Source organism: Psychromonas sp. KJ10-5 (genome assembly GCF_055808325.1).
On record NZ_CM147864.1, the window covers coordinates 3,592,569 to 3,612,721 of the forward strand.

The 20,153-nt window shown below is 37.9% G+C and carries 19 protein-coding genes; 16 read left to right on the plus strand and 3 right to left on the minus strand.

Annotated elements, in window-relative coordinates; translation table 11 throughout:
• Nucleotides 1–407: 407 nt before the first annotated feature.
• Nucleotides 408–728, minus strand: a complete 321-nt coding sequence (locus AC0L3W_RS15800) for a hypothetical protein (RefSeq protein WP_409440079.1) — start codon at nucleotides 726–728, stop codon at nucleotides 408–410.
• 40 nt (nucleotides 729–768) lie between these two features.
• On the minus strand, nucleotides 769–1,785 hold the full coding sequence (gene epmB, locus AC0L3W_RS15805; protein ID WP_409440078.1) for an EF-P beta-lysylation protein EpmB: 1,017 nt from the start codon (nucleotides 1,783–1,785) through the stop codon (nucleotides 769–771).
• 29 nt (nucleotides 1,786–1,814) lie between these two features.
• On the opposite strand from epmB, the gene efp reads away from it, so the two are divergent.
• The 4 genes from efp (at nucleotide 1,815) to AC0L3W_RS15825 (ending at nucleotide 4,505) form a co-directional block, all read left to right on the plus strand.
• Nucleotides 1,815–2,384 (plus strand): elongation factor P, encoded by a 570-nt coding sequence (efp, locus tag AC0L3W_RS15810; protein WP_113818581.1) that lies wholly within the window; start codon nucleotides 1,815–1,817, stop codon nucleotides 2,382–2,384.
• A gap of 201 nt (nucleotides 2,385–2,585) precedes the next feature.
• Entirely contained in the window at nucleotides 2,586–3,566 is a 981-nt protein-coding gene (gene epmA / locus AC0L3W_RS15815; protein WP_409440077.1) for an elongation factor P--(R)-beta-lysine ligase, read from the plus strand.
• 185 nt (nucleotides 3,567–3,751) lie between these two features.
• Nucleotides 3,752–3,979, plus strand: a complete 228-nt coding sequence (locus tag AC0L3W_RS15820) for a hypothetical protein (RefSeq protein ID WP_290038854.1) — start codon at nucleotides 3,752–3,754, stop codon at nucleotides 3,977–3,979.
• A 265-nt stretch (nucleotides 3,980–4,244) separates the two neighbouring features.
• Nucleotides 4,245–4,505, plus strand: coding sequence for a DUF4404 family protein (locus tag AC0L3W_RS15825; RefSeq protein WP_290038855.1), 261 nt, complete (start codon nucleotides 4,245–4,247; stop codon nucleotides 4,503–4,505).
• Between the two features lie 101 nt (nucleotides 4,506–4,606).
• Here AC0L3W_RS15825 and rpsT read toward each other — a convergent pair whose 3' ends face one another.
• Complete coding sequence (gene rpsT / locus AC0L3W_RS15830) at nucleotides 4,607–4,867, minus strand: 30S ribosomal protein S20 (RefSeq protein ID WP_113818573.1); 261 nt, start codon at nucleotides 4,865–4,867, stop codon at nucleotides 4,607–4,609.
• A gap of 306 nt (nucleotides 4,868–5,173) precedes the next feature.
• Here rpsT and murJ point away from each other — a divergent pair, with 306 nt between their 5' ends.
• From murJ to AC0L3W_RS15890, 12 genes are all read left to right on the plus strand, one after another.
• Complete coding sequence (gene murJ, locus AC0L3W_RS15835) at nucleotides 5,174–6,730, plus strand: murein biosynthesis integral membrane protein MurJ (protein ID WP_409440076.1); 1,557 nt, start codon at nucleotides 5,174–5,176, stop codon at nucleotides 6,728–6,730.
• A gap of 113 nt (nucleotides 6,731–6,843) precedes the next feature.
• Nucleotides 6,844–7,773 carry a bifunctional riboflavin kinase/FAD synthetase gene (ribF, locus tag AC0L3W_RS15840; RefSeq protein ID WP_290038857.1) on the plus strand — a complete coding sequence of 310 codons (930 nt, stop codon included), beginning with the start codon at nucleotides 6,844–6,846 and terminating at the stop codon, nucleotides 7,771–7,773.
• Nucleotides 7,774–7,799: 26 nt separating this feature from the next.
• Complete coding sequence (ileS, locus tag AC0L3W_RS15845; protein ID WP_409440075.1) at nucleotides 7,800–10,634, plus strand: isoleucine--tRNA ligase; 2,835 nt, start codon at nucleotides 7,800–7,802, stop codon at nucleotides 10,632–10,634.
• 81 nt (nucleotides 10,635–10,715) lie between these two features.
• Nucleotides 10,716–11,255, plus strand: a complete 540-nt coding sequence (lspA, locus tag AC0L3W_RS15850) for a signal peptidase II (RefSeq protein WP_290038859.1) — start codon at nucleotides 10,716–10,718, stop codon at nucleotides 11,253–11,255.
• Nucleotides 11,245–11,688: an FKBP-type peptidyl-prolyl cis-trans isomerase gene (fkpB, locus tag AC0L3W_RS15855; protein WP_409440074.1), complete on the plus strand. Its 444-nt coding sequence runs from the start codon at nucleotides 11,245–11,247 to the stop codon at nucleotides 11,686–11,688. Before lspA ends, fkpB begins: the two co-directional genes overlap by 11 nt.
• A gap of 69 nt (nucleotides 11,689–11,757) precedes the next feature.
• The gene (gene ispH, locus AC0L3W_RS15860) at nucleotides 11,758–12,702 is read left to right on the plus strand and encodes a 4-hydroxy-3-methylbut-2-enyl diphosphate reductase (protein WP_409440073.1); all 945 of its coding nucleotides are present in this window, start codon (nucleotides 11,758–11,760) and stop codon (nucleotides 12,700–12,702) included.
• A 238-nt stretch (nucleotides 12,703–12,940) separates the two neighbouring features.
• A complete protein-coding gene (locus tag AC0L3W_RS15865) occupies nucleotides 12,941–13,459 on the plus strand; it encodes a GspH/FimT family pseudopilin (protein WP_290038862.1) in 519 nt (172 codons plus the stop codon).
• A 2-nt stretch (nucleotides 13,460–13,461) separates the two neighbouring features.
• The gene (gene pilV / locus AC0L3W_RS15870) at nucleotides 13,462–13,953 is read left to right on the plus strand and encodes a type IV pilus modification protein PilV (RefSeq protein WP_409440072.1); all 492 of its coding nucleotides are present in this window, start codon (nucleotides 13,462–13,464) and stop codon (nucleotides 13,951–13,953) included.
• Complete coding sequence (locus AC0L3W_RS15875) at nucleotides 13,941–14,702, plus strand: PilW family protein (RefSeq protein ID WP_290038864.1); 762 nt, start codon at nucleotides 13,941–13,943, stop codon at nucleotides 14,700–14,702. Before pilV ends, AC0L3W_RS15875 begins: the two co-directional genes overlap by 13 nt.
• Before the next feature lie 4 nt (nucleotides 14,703–14,706).
• Entirely contained in the window at nucleotides 14,707–15,189 is a 483-nt protein-coding gene (locus AC0L3W_RS15880) for a pilus assembly PilX family protein (protein WP_290038865.1), read from the plus strand.
• A 7-nt stretch (nucleotides 15,190–15,196) separates the two neighbouring features.
• On the plus strand, nucleotides 15,197–15,613 hold the full coding sequence (locus AC0L3W_RS15885; RefSeq protein ID WP_290038866.1) for a type IV pilin protein: 417 nt from the start codon (nucleotides 15,197–15,199) through the stop codon (nucleotides 15,611–15,613).
• A gap of 17 nt (nucleotides 15,614–15,630) precedes the next feature.
• Entirely contained in the window at nucleotides 15,631–20,112 is a 4,482-nt protein-coding gene (locus AC0L3W_RS15890; protein ID WP_409440071.1) for a pilus assembly protein, read from the plus strand.
• Nucleotides 20,113–20,153 lie beyond the last annotated feature (41 nt).

Here is a 20,153-nt window from a genome sequence, read left to right on the forward strand (position 1 = left end):
AAATTGCTTTATGATTGCATTTTAAGAGTACCTTTAATGTAAAAAAAACGGCTATGCAGAGTGATTTATAGACCCAACAGCGTTATACAAGTGCTTTCAGAAGTAACCTTCTTGTAATACCCTCCACACTAGTTAACTGATCTATTTTACTTGTTAAAATAACTTATTACCTCATTGTAATTTTCGCAAATAGAATCACTATTAAAGAAGTAAGGCTTTTCTGTTGATTCCCCGATCGACTATTAACAAAATTAATAGTCGAAAGGATTAAATTACGCCTTGAACTAAGTCACTTTCTTGCGCAAAATTTAGATAATTTGTTTAATGACATTGTGCTATAAATTACCTTGATTCGGAGATCTTTAATCTCCTTCTACTCTGCGGCGCTAGCATTTTTAAAATCAAGGTTATTTAGATTTCAGTTTCTCTTTGAAAGCATTTAAGGTTTTAAATAACAATTCAATTTTTACCACTAATGCAGGTAATTGCATTTTATATTGCTCATCATCTTCTACTTCCATTGCCTGTAAATCTGCTGCTAGCTCTTCTACATAAGGTAAGAAGGTATTCGCATGCTGTTTAAATGGTGTGTCTTCTGTAAAAATATGTGCAAAAGTTGCATTTTTTTGTTTGCGCAATTCAGTTAACGCTTGGTCTGCATCCACAGCTCTGTGGTAAATAATCTTAATGTTTTCTTGAAGCTGTGCTTGCACGCTTTCTTTGCTCATTATTTTCTCCTGTGCAATTCAATTATTAAAATAATGGTTATTATAACGAATGTATTAGCGTTTTACTTTGTTCACCTGCGATTTCTCTGCTTAATCTAGGCACTAAGTAACCAGGTAGTTCGGCTTGCATCTGTTTATGCAGTTGTTGTGCTTTTTGTTCATTTAAATCGAAGTGTGCAGCTCCTTGTACTTTATCTAATAAGAATAGGTAATAAGGTAATATATTCACTGAGAATAAAGCTTCACTAAGCGCAACTAAGGTTGTGACATCATCGTTAACGTCTTTAAGTAATACACTTTGGTTAAGCAGTTGAATGCCTGCCTGATGACAGCGTTGCATCGCCTCTGCAAAAGGTTTATCAATTTCCTGTGCGTGATTGATATGCAACACCATGACTATTTTCAGGCGGCTCTGTTGTAATCGCGTAGTGAGTGTATCGGTAATACGTGAAGGGATCACAACTGGTAAACGTGTATGAATGCGTAAACGTGTTAATTGCGGCAATGCTTCTAGCTGATCAAGTAACTCTGCAAGTTGTTTGTCTTTGGTCATTAATGGATCACCGCCACTTAAAATAACTTCATTAACCTGTGGGTGTGCTTGGATATAGCTGACGATATTAGTGAGCTGTGATTTATTGACACTGTTATCTGCATAGGGAAAGTGGCGTCTAAAACAGTAACGACAATTCACTGCACAACCGCTTTTTAAAATAATTAACACTCGGCTTTTATATTTGTGCAGTAATCCTTTGTGCTGGTTGTTTTGTTCAACTAAAGGGTCTGTGCTATAACCAGGTATGTGTAATTCTTCATCATGAATAGGCAATACTTGCTTTAATAAAGGATCGTTAATATCGCCTTTTTTCATCTTATTGACGAAAGGCATAGGTACCAACATAGGGAATTGTTTCTTAGCAAGCTCACTTATTCGTGTCGTTTCTTGCTCAATTTCTAATATTTGTAACAGTTGTTGTGGATTTTTGACCGCATTAGCGAGTTCCTTTTGCCATGTTGGCAAGTCAGCGGTATTATTCACGTCAATTATTTTAAGCATTTTTTATCAGTTCAGTTATAGAGGTTGTAATGGCGACATATAGTACCAGTGATTTTAAAGGCGGGCTAAAATTCATGCTCGATAATGAACCATGTGTGATCATGGAAAATGAATATGTTAAACCGGGTAAAGGTCAGGCATTTAGTCGTGTTAAATACCGTAAGCTTATCTCAGGTAAAGTGGTTGATAAAACATTTAAATCAAATGAAACAGTAGAATCTGCTGATGTAATGGATTTTGATTTAGCTTACTTGTACAACGATGGTGAGTTTTTCCACTTTATGGATAACAATACTTTCGAACAAATCGCTGCTGATGCAAACGCAGTCGGTGATATGGACAAGTGGTTAGTAGAACAAAACATTTGTACTATCACTACTTGGAATGATGCACCTATCGCGGTTATGCCACCTAACTTTGTTGAGTTAGAAGTGACTGAAACAGACCCTGGTCTAAAAGGCGACACTGCAGGTACTGGTGGTAAACCAGCAACCTTATCAACAGGTGCTGTTGTACGTGTTCCATTATTCATCCAAATTGGCGAAATCATTAAAGTTGATACGCGTACTGGTGAATATGTAGGTCGTGTTAAAAAATAAAGCTTAATCCATGATTGAGTTTAATAAAACCAGCCAAGCGCTGGTTTTTTTGTATCCGCTTTCTGCTTTTAATGATTTCCGAAAAACGATGCCCATTATATTAAATAAGTATTGTAAATTTTACGTAGGCAAAATAGAGCAGTTAATTAGTATGATTGGTATTAAAGCTTAGGTAAAATAGCGCTTCTTAAAGGAGATATAATGAACTGGTTACCCAATGCTTCACTAGCTCAGCTTACTGCACGAGCTAAGATGTTAAACACGATTAGAGATTTTTTTAGTCGCTTACAAGTGTTAGAAGTAGAAACGCCTTCACTTAGCCAAGCGGCTGTCACTGATGTTCACTTACACTGTTTTAAAACACAATTTGTAGGGCGTAATATTAGCGATAAACCACTGGTGGATGGGGCTGTTCCTTTATATTTACAAACCTCTCCCGAATTTCATATGAAAAGGCTGTTAGCGGCTGGTAGCGGATCTATTTATCAAGTCTCCAAAGTGTATCGTAACGAAGAGTCTGGACGCTACCATAACCCTGAGTTCTCTTTATTAGAGTGGTATCGTGTTGGTTTTAACCATCATCAATTAATGGATGAAATGACGCAGTTATTAATGGCTATTTTGCACTGTGCAGAACCGACGCGATGTACTTATCAAGAGGCTTTTTTAACACATTTACAAGTAGACCCTTTAAGTGTTTCCAATGAGCAACTTAAATCGGCTGGCGCGCACCTTGAATTAGGTGATGTTTTAGACAATGAAGATGATAAAGATACCATTTTACAGTTACTTTTTTGTATCGCTATCGAACCTAAGATTGGCCAAGTATCCCCTTGTTTTGTTTATGACTTCCCAGCTTCTCAAGCGGCCTTAGCACGGATCAATACTCAGGATTCGCGCGTGGCAGATCGTTTTGAGGTTTACTATAAAAGTATTGAGCTAGCGAATGGGTTTTATGAGTTGAACAGTAGTGCTGAGCAATTGAAGCGTTTTGAAGCGGATAATAAATTAAGAGCCAAGATGGGATTAGATGAAATGCCGATCGATAAAAAGTTTGTGGATTGCTTAGATCATTTACCCGATTGTGCTGGCGTTGCCTTAGGTTTAGATAGATTATTAATGTTGGCGACTGAACAAGATCATATTAATGATGTCTTAAGCTTTAGTATCGATAATTCGTAACCAGTTACATCAATCATATTCATTAACGGATCTATTTTACTTGTTAAAATAACTTATTTTTCGTTGTAATCTTCGTAAAGAAAGTAACCCTTTACTTCAAATTACGCCTTAAACTAAGCCATTTTTTCTAGGTAAAACTAGTTCTCTTACTTAATATAATTGGTTTTGATTTCAAAGGAAGATAGATGGCTAAGTTATGGTTAACAGATAAGGGGTACCCTATTTGGGGCTACCTATTACGTATTGTTTATTGGCTATTTGCTATCTACATTTCCAGTGAGTTTTTACAAGCTTATCAAGTATATAGTTGGTTTAAGGTTGGATTAATCGGACTGAGTATTGTATTTGTGATAGGTTACTTATTGTTTACGCGTTTTATTGACCGCTTTATCACAAAGCCAGCAATAGACTGATGTTAAAGTCGTTATATCAATTACGCTAATTAACTGATCTACTTTACTTGTTAAAATAACTTATTCTTCGTTGTAATTTTCGTAAATAGAACAACTATTAAAGAATTAACATCTTTCCGTTAATTCTCCGACAGACTGTTAACCAAGTTAATCGTCGAAAGGATTAAATTACGCCTTGAACTGAGTCACTTTTCCTGCGCAAAATTTAGATCACTTATTTAATGTAATTGGTATTATCTAATTTTCGATGAAAAGTGAGGTGTATATGCCAATTAAAAAAGTGCAGAGTGAATTTGAAAAATTGACCGATATTTTAGCTAACGGTGTGATTGCAGATGAATGTACAGCAGGCGAATTAAAAACAGTCCATGACCAGTTACAACAAGCGATCCTTTCTCGCGACCCAGCGAAATTAATCCAAGATAAAAAAATAACAGAACAGTTAGTTGAATTTGAAGAAACAAATCCAATAGCTGGCAAGTTTGTGAAAGACTTAATTAATGCGTTATCAGGTATGGGGATTTAAAACTAACCTATATCGCTCTTTGATAAATTTTGGATATAAAAAAACCGACGCTAGGTCGGTTTTTTAATATTCTAAATAAAAGACTTATTCTTTAGTAAGAATTAAAGTGCTTTAATTTTAGCAGAAAGACGGCTTTTCTTACGAGCAGCCATGTTTTTGCTGATCAGACCTTTAGTTGCGTAAGCATCTAAAACTGATTGTAATTTAATGAACTCAGCCGCAGCTAGTTCTTTGTTTGCAGCTTCGATTGCAACAACAACTTTCTTGATGAAAGTACGCATCATTGTACGACGGCTTGCATTATGTTTACGGCTTTTTTCAGATAATAAAGCACGTTTTTTAGCAGACTTGATATTAGCCAAGACCTTAACTCCTAAATTCTGTATAACAAGGGATAATCAAAGGTCGTGGAATATGCCTTGTAACACGTATATTGTCAAATGGTTTTTTATTAACCAATAAAATAACTGGTAAGAAACCAGGTGGATGGTTAAACTGTGCGCATTTTATACTCAACCCATTACAGATGCAAATCCAGTGTCGATTGTTTCGTTGATATATCCATTGTTATTGCTATTAAATTTAATGAAAACGTGTATTTTGTGGTTGCGAATATTATCTTTCAGTTTTCTAAGTCTTATGATGGCTTAGTTTTTAGGACATTCAGTGTGAGTAAAAAGTTAATAAAATCAGGCATGATCGTAAGTTCTATGACCTTAGTGTCTCGTGTTTTAGGGTTAGTACGCGATATTGTTATTGCTAATTTAATGGGCGCTGGCGCCGCTGCAGATTTATTTTTCTTTGCTAATAAAATTCCTAACTTTTTACGTCGTTTATTTGCAGAAGGTGCTTTTGCACAAGCTTTTGTTCCTGTATTAACCGAATATGAGAAAACTCAGTCGCGGGACAAAGTAAAAGAGCTCATTTCGGCAGTATCCGGTACTTTAGGGACGATCATCACCATTATCACTATTTTAGGGGTACTGGGTTCCTCTGTGATCACTGCGTTATTTGGTTTTGGTTGGTTCTTAGAGTGGTGGCATGGTGGCGTTGAGGCGTATAAGTTTGAATTAGCCTCAGATATGCTTAAAATTACTTTTCCTTATTTGTGGTTTATTACTTTTACGGCGCTATCCGGTGCTATTTTAAATACCTTAGGAAAATTTGCTGTTGCAGCATTTACACCGGTTTTTTTAAATATCGCGATCATCGGATCTGCTATCTATATTTCACCACAGTTATCGGAACCAGAAATTGGTTTAGCAGTAGGTGTTTTTATTGGTGGTCTAGTGCAGTTTCTATTCCAAATTCCTTTTCTTAAAAAAGAGGGGCTGTTAGTTAAACCTAGTTGGCAATGGCACCATCCTGGCGTGGTAAAAATTCGCACTTTGATGATTCCTGCTTTATTTGGTGTGTCGGTGAGCCAAATTAATCTGCTATTGGATACCTTAATCGCTAGCTTCTTACAAACCGGCTCAATCAGTTGGTTATATTATTCAGATCGTTTATTAGAGTTTCCATTAGGGCTATTTGGTATTGCTATCGCTACCGTTATTTTGCCTAGTTTATCGTCATCTCATGTCAATAAGTCCCCTGAAGCGTTTGCTAAAACCCTTGATTGGGGAATACGCAGTGTTTGCTTTTTAGGTGTTCCTGCTATGTTGGGCTTGATGATCTTGGCTGAGCCAATGTTACGCGTTTTGTTTATGCGCGGTGAATTTGATATTCAAGATGTGAGTATGTCTGCGATGAGTTTGTTCGCTTATGCCACTGGTTTATTAAGCTTCATGTTGGTAAAAGTGTTAGCGCCGGGTTATTACTCTCGCCAAGATACTAGAACTCCAGTTAAGTTTGGGGTTATTGCTATGGTAAGCAATATGTTATTGAATGTTATTTTTGCTATCCCATTTGGTTATGTTGGTTTGGCGATTGCTACTTCGTTATCCGCAACATTGAATGCCGGCTTATTATGGTTTGGTTTGTATAAAAGTGGCGTATACCAACGTCAACCACACAGTATTAGTGTGTTAATTCGCATTGTTTGTTCGGGGGCTGTGATGGTGGCTGCTTTGTTATATGTAACACCTGCACTAAGCCTGTGGGTAGAGTTAAGTTTATTTGATGCGGTTCTACAATTGGTGGGATTAATTATTGGTGGTGCTTTAGTCTATTTAATCAGCAATGTTATTTTAGGTTTACGTTTATACCATTTTAAAGCCAGTTAACTGATTTAATGGTAAATCGTTAAAATGAAAGCTGAATACTTTGTTGCCTTAATATATAATCGGCTCTTTTATATTTTCAACGCTTAGTTTTGCAATCAATTAAGACATTATTTATGGAATTAATACGCGGTATTCATAATTTAAAGCATCAACCTAAAGGTTGTGTGTTAAGCATTGGTAACTTTGATGGTATTCATCTTGGGCACCGTGCTGTTTTATCGCGTTTGCTAAAAGAAGCTGAGCGTTTGCAAGTCCCGTCTACGGTGATGACTTTTGAGCCTCAACCTGCTGAACTATTTGCAGGAAAAAATGCACCTGGTCGTTTGAGTCGTTTACGCGATAAGTTTGTTCAACTTGAAAAATTAAATTTAGATCGTCTACTGTGCGTGTCCTTTACTCATCAATTTGCTAATCTAAGCGCCGATCAATTTATTGAAGAACTATTGATTAAAAAGCTGAATGTAAAATTTTTGGTAATAGGCGATGATTTCCATTTTGGTTATCAACGTTTAGGGGATTTTGCGTTGCTTAAAGAAGCGGGCAAAAAATATGGTTTTGAAGTGGTGGATACTAAAAGTCTATCGCAAGATACCTGCCGCGTAAGCAGTACACGCATCCGTAGTGCATTAGCCAAAGGTGAGTTGCAACAAGCGGAGCAAATGCTGGGTAGAAAATACAGCATTTCAGGGCGTGTTGGCCATGGTAAAAAACTAGGCCGAACTATTGGCGTTCCTACGGCTAATTTGTTTTTAAAACGTCGAGTATCACCTGTTTCAGGTGTCTTTGTTGTGTCAATTTTAGGCATAGACAATAAGGTTTACTCTGGCGTGGCAAACATTGGTTGTCGTCCAACTGTTAATGGTGAAAGGCAACAGTTAGAAGTGCATATATTTGATTTTGAAGGTGACTTATATGGTCGCCAATTAGAAGTGTTACTTGAGAATAAATTGCGTGATGAAACTCGTTTTGAGTCATTCGCAGACTTAAAAATACAAATTGATAAAGATATTCAGCAAGCTAGAGAATGGCATCTGCTTAATTAATAGATCGTTAGATGGAATAAAAACCGATGAGTGATTACAAAAGTACATTAAATTTACCAAAAACAGGCTTCCCGATGCGCGCTAACTTAGCTAATCGCGAGCCAAATATGCTTAAGAATTGGTATAAAGAAGACCTTTACGGCAAGATTCGTACGGCTAAAAAAGGTAAGAAAACATTCATTCTGCATGATGGTCCTCCTTATGCAAACGGTGACATTCATATTGGTCACTCGGTTAATAAAATCTTAAAAGATATTATTATTAAGTCTAAAACATTATCTGATTTTGATGCACCTTACGTACCAGGTTGGGATTGTCATGGTCTACCAATTGAATTAAAAGTAGAGCAGAAGCACGGTAAACCAGGTAAAAAGTTAACACCTGCTGAATTCCGCGTTAAGTGTCGTGAATATGCTGCTCGTCAAGTTGATGGCCAACGTAAAGACTTTAAACGTCTAGGTGTGCTAGGTGAATGGGATAAGCCTTACTTAACCATGAACTTCGAAACGGAAGCAAACATCGTACGTGCATTAGCAAGTATCATTAAAAATAAACATCTGCACAAAGGTTCAAAACCTGTGCATTGGTGTACTGACTGTGGTTCTGCACTAGCGGAAGCGGAAGTTGAGTATGAAGATAAAGTATCAGCAGCTATCGATGTTGCATTTAATGCAGTTGATATCGATGCGGTATTAGCTTGTTTTGATAAACAAGGTGATGACTTAGGACACGGTACTATCTCGCCAGTTATCTGGACAACAACACCTTGGACATTACCTGCAAACCGTGCAATCGCGTTAGCAGCGAAAGTTGAATATTCATTAGTACAAGCAGGCCAACGTCGCTTAATCTTAGCAACTGGCCTAGTGGCTGACTGTATGGCTCGTTACGGTATCGAAGAGTTTACAGTGCTAGCGATTACAACCGGTGCCGCGCTTGAAAAGCAATTATTCCAACATCCATTCTTAGACTTACAGGTGCCTGCTATTGTGGCTGATCATGTCACTATCGATGCGGGTACTGGTTGTGTACATACCGCACCTGGTCACGGTCAAGACGATTACTCTGCTGGTTTAAAATATGATTTAGAAGTTGCTAACCCAGTTAATGATAACGGTGTGTTCCGTGAAGATACTGAGTTCTTTGCTGGCTTACATGTCTTTAAAGCAAATGATGCGGTTTTAGCAGTATTAACAGAGCGCGATGCACTAATTCATCACGTAAACATTAAGCATAGTTACCCACATTGTTGGAGACACAAAACGCCTATTATCTTCCGTGCAACGCCACAATGGTTCATCTCAATGAATCAAGAAGGTTTGCGTGACAGTGCGTTAAAAGAGATTAAAGAAGTTAAATGGATCCCAAGTTGGGGTCAAAGCCGTATTGAGAAAATGATCGAAGGTCGTCCTGATTGGTGTGTTTCGCGTCAACGTACTTGGGGTGTGCCAATCACTTTATTTGTTAATAAAGAGACGGATGAGTTGCATGAAAACTCTGTTGAAATGATGGAACTGATTGCACAAAAAATCGAGAAAGAAGGCATTCAAGCATGGTTTGATTTAGAACCAGAATCTTTATTAGGTTTTGAAGCTGAAAAGTTCCGTAAAGTAACAGATACCCTAGATGTTTGGTTTGACTCTGGTACAACACACGCCGCAGTGGTTGGTGTTCGTGATGAGTTTACCAAAGAAGATGGTACACAAGCGCAAGCTGATATGTACTTAGAGGGTTCTGACCAACACCGTGGTTGGTTCCAATCTTCATTATTAACTAGTACTGCGATTAATGGTGTTGCGCCTTATAAAGAGGTGTTAACCCATGGCTTTGTGGTTGATGGCGACGGCAAAAAAATGTCTAAGTCATTAGGTAATGTGATGTCACCACAAACGGTGATGAATGACCTAGGTGCAGATATCTTGCGTTTATGGGTTGCTTCAACAGATTATACAGGTGAAATTACTGTTTCTGATGAAATCTTAAACCGTAGTGCCGATAGTTACCGTCGTATTCGTAATACGTCTCGCTTTTTATTAGCGAACTTAAACGGTTTTGACCCAAAAACTGACTTAGTGCCTGCCGCTGAAATGGTGGCATTAGACCGTTGGATCGTTGCTAAAACACTAACGATGCAACACGAAGTAATTGAAGCTTACGAAAGCTACAATATGCATGTGGTTTATCAAAAACTAATGCACTTCTGTTCAATTGATTTAGGTAGCTTTTACTTAGATATTATTAAAGATCGTCAATACACAGCGAAAACTGGCAGTAATGCTCATTTAAGTTGTCAAACGGCGCTTTACCATATTGTTGAGTCTTTAGTACGTCTAATGGCACCAATTCTAAGCTTTACAGCAGATGAAATTTGGGGACGTTTACCAGGTGAACGTAATCAATTTGTGTTCACTGAAACATGGTACGACGGCTTATTTGGTTTATCTGATAATGAAGTATTAGATAACGATAAGTGGTCTCAACTTATTTCAGTTCGTGCAGAAGTAAACAAGGTATTAGAGCTGGCTCGTAAAGAAGCGGTTATTGGCGGCGGATTAGAAGCTGAAGTGACACTGTATGCTTCTGATGAAATCAATGCGTTATTATCTACATTAGATGATGAATTACGTTTTGTATTAATTACTTCACAAGCTGTAGTGAAACCTATAGCTGATGCTCCTGCAGATGCTGTTGCTACAGAAGTGGCAGGCTTATCTGTTACAGTACAAAAAAGTGCTGCTGCGAAGTGTGATCGTTGTTGGCATCACCGCGAAGATGTTGGTCAAAGTGAAGAGCATCCTGAACTATGTGGTCGTTGTATCACAAATGTTGATGGTGAAGGTGAGTCTCGTCAATTCGCTTAAGCTTCGTTAAGCTGTAAATTAATCTGATAGCAAGCGCCTTAGTTATGAAAATGATTTAAGGCGTTTTTTTTAGGAAATACTATGACAAACAATGTTTCAGGTTCAGCTGTTAAATCTTCAACAGGTTTAGCATTTCTATGGTTATCTTTGGTTGTGTTAATCATTGACCAACTTACTAAGTATTTAACAATCGAGATGTTAGATCTTTATGAATCTTACGAAGTACTGCCTTTTTTCAATTTTACTTATGCGCGTAACTATGGCGCAGCCTTTAGCTTTTTAGGTGATGCTGGTGGTTGGCAAAAATATTTATTTACGGGGATTGCCTTTGCAGTTTCTGGATATTTGATATATTTATTGAAAACGACTAAAGCCAATTATCGCTGGATGAATAGCGCTTATGCCTTAGTCTTATCTGGTGCTATTGGTAATGTAATTGACCGTTTAATCTTTGGTTATGTAGTTGATTTCCTAGATTTTGATTTAGGCTTTTATCGTTGGCCTGTATTTAATGTTGCTGATATTGCTATCTTTATCGGTGCCGCAATGATTATTATCGACTCTCTGTTTTGGGCTGAGAAACGTGAAAAAGCAAAGGAAGAAGCAAAGAATGACAAATGAAAAAAAAGTAATTGCTGCAGATAGCGAGGTGTTGATGCACTTTTCTATTAAATTAAGTGATGGTTCAGCAGTAGATAGCACTAAAGTGGATAATAAACCTGCTAAGTTTGTCATGGGTGATGGTAGCCTTACTGAGGGATTTGAAGCTTGTTTACTAGGGTTAACTGAAGGTAGCTCAGAAAGTTTTACTTTGGCTCCTGAGTCGGCATTTGGTTTACCAAATCCAGATAATTTCCATTATATTGAATTAAGCAAGTTCTCAGCAGATGTTCCTGCTGAAATAGGTACTATTATTAGCTTCACTCAACCCGATGGAACTGAATTACCGGGTATTATCCGTGAAGTTGTAGCCGATAGTGTTACAGTTGATTTTAACCATCCGTTAGCAGGTCAAACCGTTACCTTTGACGTAGATGTATTAGAAGTTTTATAAAGCAAATATAAGCTAGGTTGTTACACTTTTATCAACCTCATTTGCCCATTATTTTATATTGAGATTGTTATGAAAATTATTTTAGCTAATCCACGTGGTTTTTGTGCCGGTGTGCATCGTGCTATCAATATCGTTGATCGCGCCCTAGAGATTTTCCCTGCACCGGTTTATGTTCGCCATGAAGTGGTACACAATCAATATGTAGTAGATGATTTAAAGTCTCGTGGTGCTGTATTTGTTGAAGAGCTTGATGAAGTACCAGATGATAATATCGTTATTTTTAGTGCGCATGGTGTGGCACAAAGTGTACGTGAAGAAGCAAAACGCCGTGAATTAAAAGTGTTCGATGCCACTTGCCCTCTGGTGACTAAAGTACATATGGAAGTAACACGTGCAAGTCGTCGTAACCAAGAGTGTATTTTGATCGGGCATCAAGGTCATCCTGAAGTGATTGGCACAATGGGACAATATAATAGCGAAGAGGGCGGCATTTACTTAGTTGAATCTACGGAAGATGTGGATAAATTAACGGTAAAAAATCCGGAAAGCTTATGTTATAGCTCGCAAACAACCTTATCTGTTGATGATACGGCACATGTGATTGATGCTTTAAGAATGAAGTTTCCACAGATTGAAGGACCGCGTAAAAATGACATTTGTTATGCAACACAAAATCGTCAAGATGCGGTGAAAGATTTAGCAGATAAAGCGGAATTAGTGTTAGTTGTTGGTTCTCCTAATTCGTCAAACTCAAATCGTTTACGTGAAAAGGCATGTAGCGTAGGTGCAAATGCTTATTTGATAGACAATGAATCAGATATTCAGGAAGAGTGGTTTGAAGGAGTTAACTCTGTGGGTGTGACAGCCGGTGCTTCTGCGCCTGATGTGTTAGTTCAAGCTGTGATTAAAAGGTTGCAAAAACTAGGCGGTGATATCGCTATCGAAAACCCAGGTGTAGAAGAAAATATAATTTTTGAAGTCCCTGCGGAATTGCGTATTAAGCAGGTTGATTAGCCAGCCTTCCAGATTATCTCTTAAGAGGTGTATTGAATTTTTAATACACCTTATATACTTCTCAACTTTAATAAGAAAAATTACCTCTTTATTACCTTCTAAATTTGAATTTGCTCTCATTATCATTATTACTATTCTTTTAGAGTAAAAACTATATTCTTTTTATATAAAATTCATTGTATAAAGAGTAATCTAAGAAAGCATCTTCAAAGAACATATAATTATAACAAAGGATGTTATGAACCTGTTTATTAATTCAAAAGAGCATCAACAAGGATTTACGTTAATCGAGATGCTTATTACTATTGCTGTTGCAGCGATTCTTCTCAGTATTGTGGTTCCCTCTTTCAATAGCATTATTGAGTCGAGCAAAGAGCGCACGACTCGAGACTCTTTAGTAAGTGCAATTTATTCAGCTAAGCAACAAGCCCAAAGTGAACGAGTCAATGTTTATCTATGCAGTAGTAATGACGGTGAAAGTTGTGCAGATACAACGGATTGGGGAAGTGATTGGTTAATTTATCAAGACGATGATAGCAGTGGCGATTTGGATGAAGATGATACAATTATTGCCAATATTAGTTCTAAAACCGATGCAATAACTAGCGAGATTAAAGAAGTTAAGTTTACTCCTACAGGGCATTCACTAGCCAATACATTCAAAATTTGTAGTAATACTGACAATGCGGTGGTGTATAAAATGGTATTAAGTAGGATGGGGCGCATTACATATGAAGAAGCATCAGGAGACTGCTAGGGATGAAAGCTCAAAAAGGATTTACATTAATTGAGGTGTTAATTGCATTAATTATTGTTGCAATAGGTGTGTTAGGACATGCCAAAATGCAAGCTAAGTCAATGAATGTTGCTCAACAAGGTTTTTTTGCTCAAACTGCTAATACTGCTTTATTAGATTTAGCACAACGAATGCGTGCTAACTCAGATCTTGCTGGTAGTTTTGTTTTTAGTAATTTAAGTGATGGTGCTGATATTGTGGCGACCAAGGATTGCTCTGAAAATAGTTGTGATGAAGATGAATTTGCTACTGAAGAGCTTGCTGAGTGGTTTGATCATTTACAAAATAATTTACCATCACCACGTTTTTCTGTCGAAGTAGATTCTTCTGATGCAAATCTCTATAACCTGATGTTAATTTGGGATGCAGCTAAAACCGGTGTTGGCAGTGGTGTTTGTGATACAACAGCATTAAATTCATACCAATGTGGGAGCATGTCAGTATGGGTTCAATGAGAAAATCGAATGCTGGTTTTAGTTTAATTGAGTTAATGATTGCCTTATTGGTGTCGCTATTCATCCTCGCTGGTTTATTTTATTCAGTGATGGGCGATATGCGCTCTTATGAATCAGCAAGAAGCACTCAAGGGCTAGTGACGAAAAGTCGTATGGCTATTCAGACAATAAGGCTGTACATACAACAAGCTGGCTTTAGAGACTCAGCAGCATTAAAGAATGAGACAACATTTAGCTCTGGTACATCTAATGCTGGAGAAACTTGGGAGTATGGGCAAGTTATTCAGGGGATGACTAGTTCGAGTGAAATAGATGATGAAAAAGCTGATTCTGATATTTTAGTGGTACGTTTTTTAGGGGCAGCAGAAGCTGGAATTGTTTCTTGTGTTGGTGATGATTTAGATGAATCAACCAACAATGAAGTGCTTTTATATGTCAATACAAGTAATCAGTTAATGTGCCAAGATAATAATGATGACCCTGTTTTATTAGATGAAAATGTCGAGTTCATGGAGTTGTTGTATGGCACTGAGGACGATTATCGCTATTTTACTGCTTCAGAAGTTTCGGATTGGACCGATATTAATAGAGTGAAGGTGGGATTATTGATCTCTGAAGACGTATCTGCACATGGATTAACAAATGCTAATGCTTACACGATTTTCAATCAAACTATTAGCGCTGCAAACGACACCAACTATAGAAGCGTTGTGATGGAAACTGTGATTATAGGTAATCAAGGAGGGTAATAAGATGCAAAAAACATATAAAAAGCAGTGCGGTACTGCGTTAATTACCTCGTTATTGATGGTCGTAGTAATCGCGATTTTGGGGATCGCAGTGAGTCAACAGGTTATCTCTTTACGAAAAACAACCACGGCTAATTATGATCAAACTTTAAGTTTAAACTCAGCGGAGTCAACTTTATCTGCAGCCTATAGTGTCATGTCAGAGAACTTTCTTGATCCACCAACATTACAAGCATTAGCTGTTGATATTAACACTGGTACTAATTGGTGGAAAAATTCCAATAACTGGAGTGGTGCAACTGCTATTAGCAGTTTAATCTCTGCTGGTTCTGAAACGCCTTCATATTTAATTGAAGATGATGGTACGGGAGGTCTTGCCGTAGGTACTGGTAATTTGACCAAACGTTTTTATCGTGTGACAGTTAAAGCACAGGGGAAGGGGAATTCAGTTGCTTATTTACAAAGCTACTACATCACCTTAGAGTAGAAAAAACATGCGAAAATTGAATAAAAATAAAACAAAAGGTTTTACGCTAATTGAATTACTTATTGCTGTCGCTATTGTTGGCATTTTAGCCTCTATCGCCTATCCTAGTTATAAAGGCGTATTAGAAAAGACTCGAAGACAAGAAGCAATACGTACATTATTAGAAGCATCACAATTAATGGAAAGTTATTACTCCATGAACCTAGATTACAGTGGTGCAATTTCCAGTGATGATGAGGTTACAGACTTTATTGTTAGTGATGACTTTAGTGAATATTATGAATTAACGGGTGCTGCGACAGCATCAACATTTACTTTATCCGCAGCACCTTTATCAACAGGTGCACAAAGTGAAGATGAGTGTGGAACATTAACGATAACACATACTGGTAGCACAGGGGCTGATGCATCAGATTGTTGGTAATGAATAGGGATATTATTGTGGGAAAAAAATTACTAAGGACAGTGTCATTAACAACAGGTTGCTTACTGTCAATAACTGTCAATGCGGCAGATCTTGACCTTGCCACTAAACCACTTTATACAGGAACTTCAGAAGCACCCATGATGATGCTTACTATGGGGCGAGACCATACCTTATTTTATGAGGCTTATAATGATGCGTCTGACCTTGATGGTGATGGAGAGCTTGATACTACCTTTAAGCCAGATTATACCTATGAAGGTTATTTTGATTCTACGGCTTGTTATAAATACAGAAGCGGAAAATCCAGATTTAAACCTAAAGTAATTGAAACAGTTTGCTCAAATAATGATCATTGGAGTGGTAACTTTCTTAATTATTTAACTATGACGCGTATGGATGTGTTACGTAAAGTACTTTACGGCGGAACGCGTAGTACGGATGACGAAGATACAACTGTATTAGAACGTGTATTTATTCCTCAAGATGCACATAGTTGGGCAAAATCTTATACATCAGTAGCAGTGGATGGTTATGATATATCAGATTATACACCTTATTCTATCCCCAACTCAGGTAAGCAGCATTTCTTCGGTACAGTGACTTACACTGGTTTAGGCGAAGACCCTATCTTACGTGTGCGTGAAAATGTTAGCTATTCTAGCGATGACTGGGGAGTCTGGAGTTGGGCATCAACTGAGCGACCTGTTCTTAATGCAAGTGGCGATGATTATGTTGTTAGAGTAGAAGCATGTGTTGATGGTTTTACAGAGGGCACTAATTGTGATTTGTATCCGAGCGGGTATTATAAACCAACTGGGCTATTACACGATTACGGAGAAAGTGACCAAATGCTATTTGGTTTACTAACTGGTAGTTATAATAAGAACCTTTCTGGTGGTGTATTGCGTCAAGCAATTAGTGAATTTTCTGCAGAAGTAGATGATGAAACTGGGCAATACACTTCTACTGAAGATGGTATTGTGGCAACCATTGATAAATTAAGAGTACATGGTTTTAAATATAGTAATAAAACTTATGCTACAAATTGTGGATGGGTCGTTGATGGTGCTATTTCAGACGGACAGTGTGCTTCGTGGGGAAACCCTGCTGGTGAAATGCTTTACGAAGCGATGCGTTACTTCTCAGGTGCGGAATCTGCAAGCCCAAGCTATTCGACATCAGGTGGTTATGATGAAGAAGTTGGTTTAACCAGTCCTGATTGGGATGACCCTTATGATGGCCGTGGTACGTGTGCAAATCCAAATGTGTTATTGATTAGTGACATTAATCCATCCTATGACTCTGACCAGCTTCCTGGTGCATACAGTCAATTTACGAGTTCAAGTAATAATGATGAAACATACGATGGCACTACATTACCAGGTTTCAGTGTTACTTCATTATTGTCTACAATTTCAAATTCAGAAGGAAAAACGTCTGGGCAATTTTTCATTGGGCAATCAGGCTCAGACAACGATGGGGCACCTACTGCAAAAGACATTTCTGGTTTAGGCTCTGTTCGTGGTCTTGCTCCGGCAGAACCAACTAAAAAAGGTAGTTATAGTTCTGCAGCTGTCGCTTATTATGGCCATAATAATGATATTCATCTAACTAAAGACGAAGATCAAAAAGTAACCACTATGGTTGTTGCATTAGCTTCTACTTTACCTGAGATTGAAGTGGATGTTGATGGTGAGATTATTAAAATAGTGCCTTTCGCAAAATCGGTCGGTTGGGGGAATAACATATCTGATGATGAGGGCGATTTTCAACCAACGAATACTATTGTTGACTGGTATATTGAATCGATAACCGATACAACCGGCGTGTTCCGTATCAACTATGAAGATGTTGAACAAGGGGCCGATCATGATATGGATATGATTGTAAAATATTCATATGAAGTGTTAGATGGACTTTGTAAAGAGTACAGCGGTAATCAATGTGTAGAAACAGGTAAAGGTGTACAAATATCCTTAGACTCAACTTATGCCGCTGGTGGTGTTGATCAACATGCTGGTTATATTATTTCTGGTACCACTAATGATGGTATGTACTTAGAAGTTAAAGATGTAAGTGGTGCAGATATTGAATATTATCTAGATACGCCTGATAGTACAGTATTTGAGAGTCGTAAAGAGAGCGGAAGTGAGACTGAATTAGGTTTACAAGCGACTCGTAACTTCTTCCCTAGTGATGATCATGCTGCTGAATTCTTACCTTCACCACTTTGGTATGCTGCAAAATGGGGCGGCTTTAATGACGCAGATGGCGATGGAACCCCTAACCTTGATAGTGAATGGGATACAAGTGGTGCAGATGATGGTGGTGCTGATGGTGATCCGGATAACTACTTCCCCGTAACTAATGCTGGTGAGTTAAAAGATCAATTAGCCGCTGCATTTGATTTAGCTTATGACGGAGTATTGACGGGATCATCGGTTACTTTCTCTTCTAATTTATTAACTAGTGGCTCATTGGCTTACCAATCATCTTTTGAAGAAGAAACATGGAATGGTGATGTTAATGCTTATAAAGTGAATTCTGTTGGAGACTATACAAGTAGTGCGACTTGGAGTGCAGCAACGCAATTGGATGCAATGTCTCCTGATGACCGTCTAATTTATACACGCAGTAATGAAGCGTTATATTTAGGTGGCCAAGGTAATGTATTTGAGTTTAGTACCGATGCGATCAGCGAATCAGTATTAGATAATTTACTGACAAGTATCATATCGGCAGATCTTAGTTCATTAACCAGCGTCTTTACCGATAGCCAATTACTTAGCCTATTGGGTGATACAACAGGCTCGACTACAGAGAAACTCGCTTACCTAACCAATGTCGTTAATTATATTCGCGGTGAGCGAGATAACGAAGTGACAACTACGTTAGATGGCTTTAGAGAGCGCAGTAGCATTATGGGGGATGTTATTAATTCTAGCCCTTATTATGTTTCAACTTCGAAAGGTCATACTGTTGGGACAGAGGTTGTTGCCTTTGCAGCCAATGACGGCATGGTACATATTGTTGATGCTGATGATGGAGAGGAGTTAGTCGCTTATATTCCAAGTGGTGTGTATGACGCTCTTGGTAATATTGTTGATTCTGCTTACATTCATGAATATTCAGTAGACGGTGGCATTAATGCCTACTCTGATGATAATGATATGATTGATATTGATATCGATGGTGTATCAACATCCGTTGCAAGAACTACCTTAGTAGGTCGTTTAGGGCTTGGTTATAAAGGACTTTACGCAATTGATGTTTCTGACATCGGTACCCCTTCAACGGATATGATGAAGTGGGAAATTACCACTGATACTGATGGTTTTGAAGGGTTGGGACTAAGTATTTCTGAGCCAACTATTGTTGAATTAGCAAATGGTACTGCAAGTGTTGTTTTTGCCAATGGTTATAACTCTTCAGATGATGATGGCGCCATTTATATTGCAGATTTGTCTGATGGTAGTTTAATTAAAAAATTAACTGTTGGCGCTCAAACTGACCCAACGGGCGAAGGTAGACCAAATGCACTAGCACAGCCCTTATTGGTTGATAATGACAGTGATGGTATTGCTGATTATATTTATTCAGGTGACTTATTCGGTAATATGTGGGTATTTGATATTTCAAGTTCAGATACATCCGACTGGGGAATTAAGAAAACTAACGGCGCTCCTTTATTCACTGCTGTCAGTCCAACATTAGATGGTGTTGAATATATGTCTCAGCCTATTACTAGTCGTCCATCTGTTGTTCGTCATCCTGATGGTGAAGGTGTATTAGTTGCCTTTGGTACAGGGAAATATGTTGAATCAGACGATACGTCCACTGATGATCAGGCTACACAAAGTTTTTATGTGGTCGAGGATAAACTAGGTAGTACCGTGGTCACTGCATCACGTTCAGCTTCTGGCTTTAGCAATTTACAGAAACAATCAATTACTAAAGAAAGTAGTACTAACCGTCTGTTGTCTAGCAATTCATTAGATTGGGATAATATTAGTGGTTTCTATATTGATTTAGTGAATACTGAGGATGGTAATACTAATAACTATGGTGAACGCCAAGTGGTTGCTAGTACTATCTTAGGTACCAAGGTCAGTTTTGTAACGCTAATACCAGGGACTGACCCTTGTGTTGCGGGTGGTAGTGGTTGGTATATGGAATTAAATCTTTATACCGGACAAACATGGGATACAGGGACTGAAGTTGAAGATGATCCATCTACAACAGTAGATGAATCTGAAGAGATTCCTGAAGATAGTTCAAATACTTATATTGATGGTGTAGCAACAGGTTTAACTTCAGTTGCTTCAGTGACAACTTCAACTGAAACCATCACTAATGAAGATGGAACTACTGAGGAGATAACAGTGTTTGAAAGTGCAGAGGGGTTAACATGTATTACCTTAAGTACTAACGAACAAACTTGTTTTGATGATGATTTAAATATTACTGGACCAATAAGCTGGCGCCAGCTGTATTAAATCATGGTTTTCTTAGCGAACCATTAAAAAGGGGGGACAAA

Bases quoted from the DNA above. Each gene is read 5' to 3' on its own strand.
- AC0L3W_RS15800 (WP_409440079.1), bottom strand. From the start codon at position 728: ATGAGCAAAGAAAGCGTGCAAGCACAGCTTCAAGAAAACATTAAGATT.
- epmB (WP_409440078.1), bottom strand. From the start codon at position 1,785: ATGCTTAAAATAATTGACGTGAATAATACCGCTGACTTGCCAACATGG.
- efp (WP_113818581.1), top strand. From the start codon at position 1,815: ATGGCGACATATAGTACCAGTGATTTTAAAGGCGGGCTAAAATTCATG.
- epmA (WP_409440077.1), top strand. From the start codon at position 2,586: ATGAACTGGTTACCCAATGCTTCACTAGCTCAGCTTACTGCACGAGCT.
- AC0L3W_RS15820 (WP_290038854.1), top strand. From the start codon at position 3,752: ATGGCTAAGTTATGGTTAACAGATAAGGGGTACCCTATTTGGGGCTAC.
- AC0L3W_RS15825 (WP_290038855.1), top strand. From the start codon at position 4,245: ATGCCAATTAAAAAAGTGCAGAGTGAATTTGAAAAATTGACCGATATT.
- ribF (WP_290038857.1), top strand. From the start codon at position 6,844: ATGGAATTAATACGCGGTATTCATAATTTAAAGCATCAACCTAAAGGT.
- ileS (WP_409440075.1), top strand. From the start codon at position 7,800: ATGAGTGATTACAAAAGTACATTAAATTTACCAAAAACAGGCTTCCCG.
- lspA (WP_290038859.1), top strand. From the start codon at position 10,716: ATGACAAACAATGTTTCAGGTTCAGCTGTTAAATCTTCAACAGGTTTA.
- fkpB (WP_409440074.1), top strand. From the start codon at position 11,245: ATGACAAATGAAAAAAAAGTAATTGCTGCAGATAGCGAGGTGTTGATG.
- ispH (WP_409440073.1), top strand. From the start codon at position 11,758: ATGAAAATTATTTTAGCTAATCCACGTGGTTTTTGTGCCGGTGTGCAT.
- AC0L3W_RS15865 (WP_290038862.1), top strand. From the start codon at position 12,941: ATGAACCTGTTTATTAATTCAAAAGAGCATCAACAAGGATTTACGTTA.
- pilV (WP_409440072.1), top strand. From the start codon at position 13,462: ATGAAAGCTCAAAAAGGATTTACATTAATTGAGGTGTTAATTGCATTA.
- AC0L3W_RS15875 (WP_290038864.1), top strand. From the start codon at position 13,941: ATGGGTTCAATGAGAAAATCGAATGCTGGTTTTAGTTTAATTGAGTTA.
- AC0L3W_RS15880 (WP_290038865.1), top strand. From the start codon at position 14,707: ATGCAAAAAACATATAAAAAGCAGTGCGGTACTGCGTTAATTACCTCG.
- AC0L3W_RS15885 (WP_290038866.1), top strand. From the start codon at position 15,197: ATGCGAAAATTGAATAAAAATAAAACAAAAGGTTTTACGCTAATTGAA.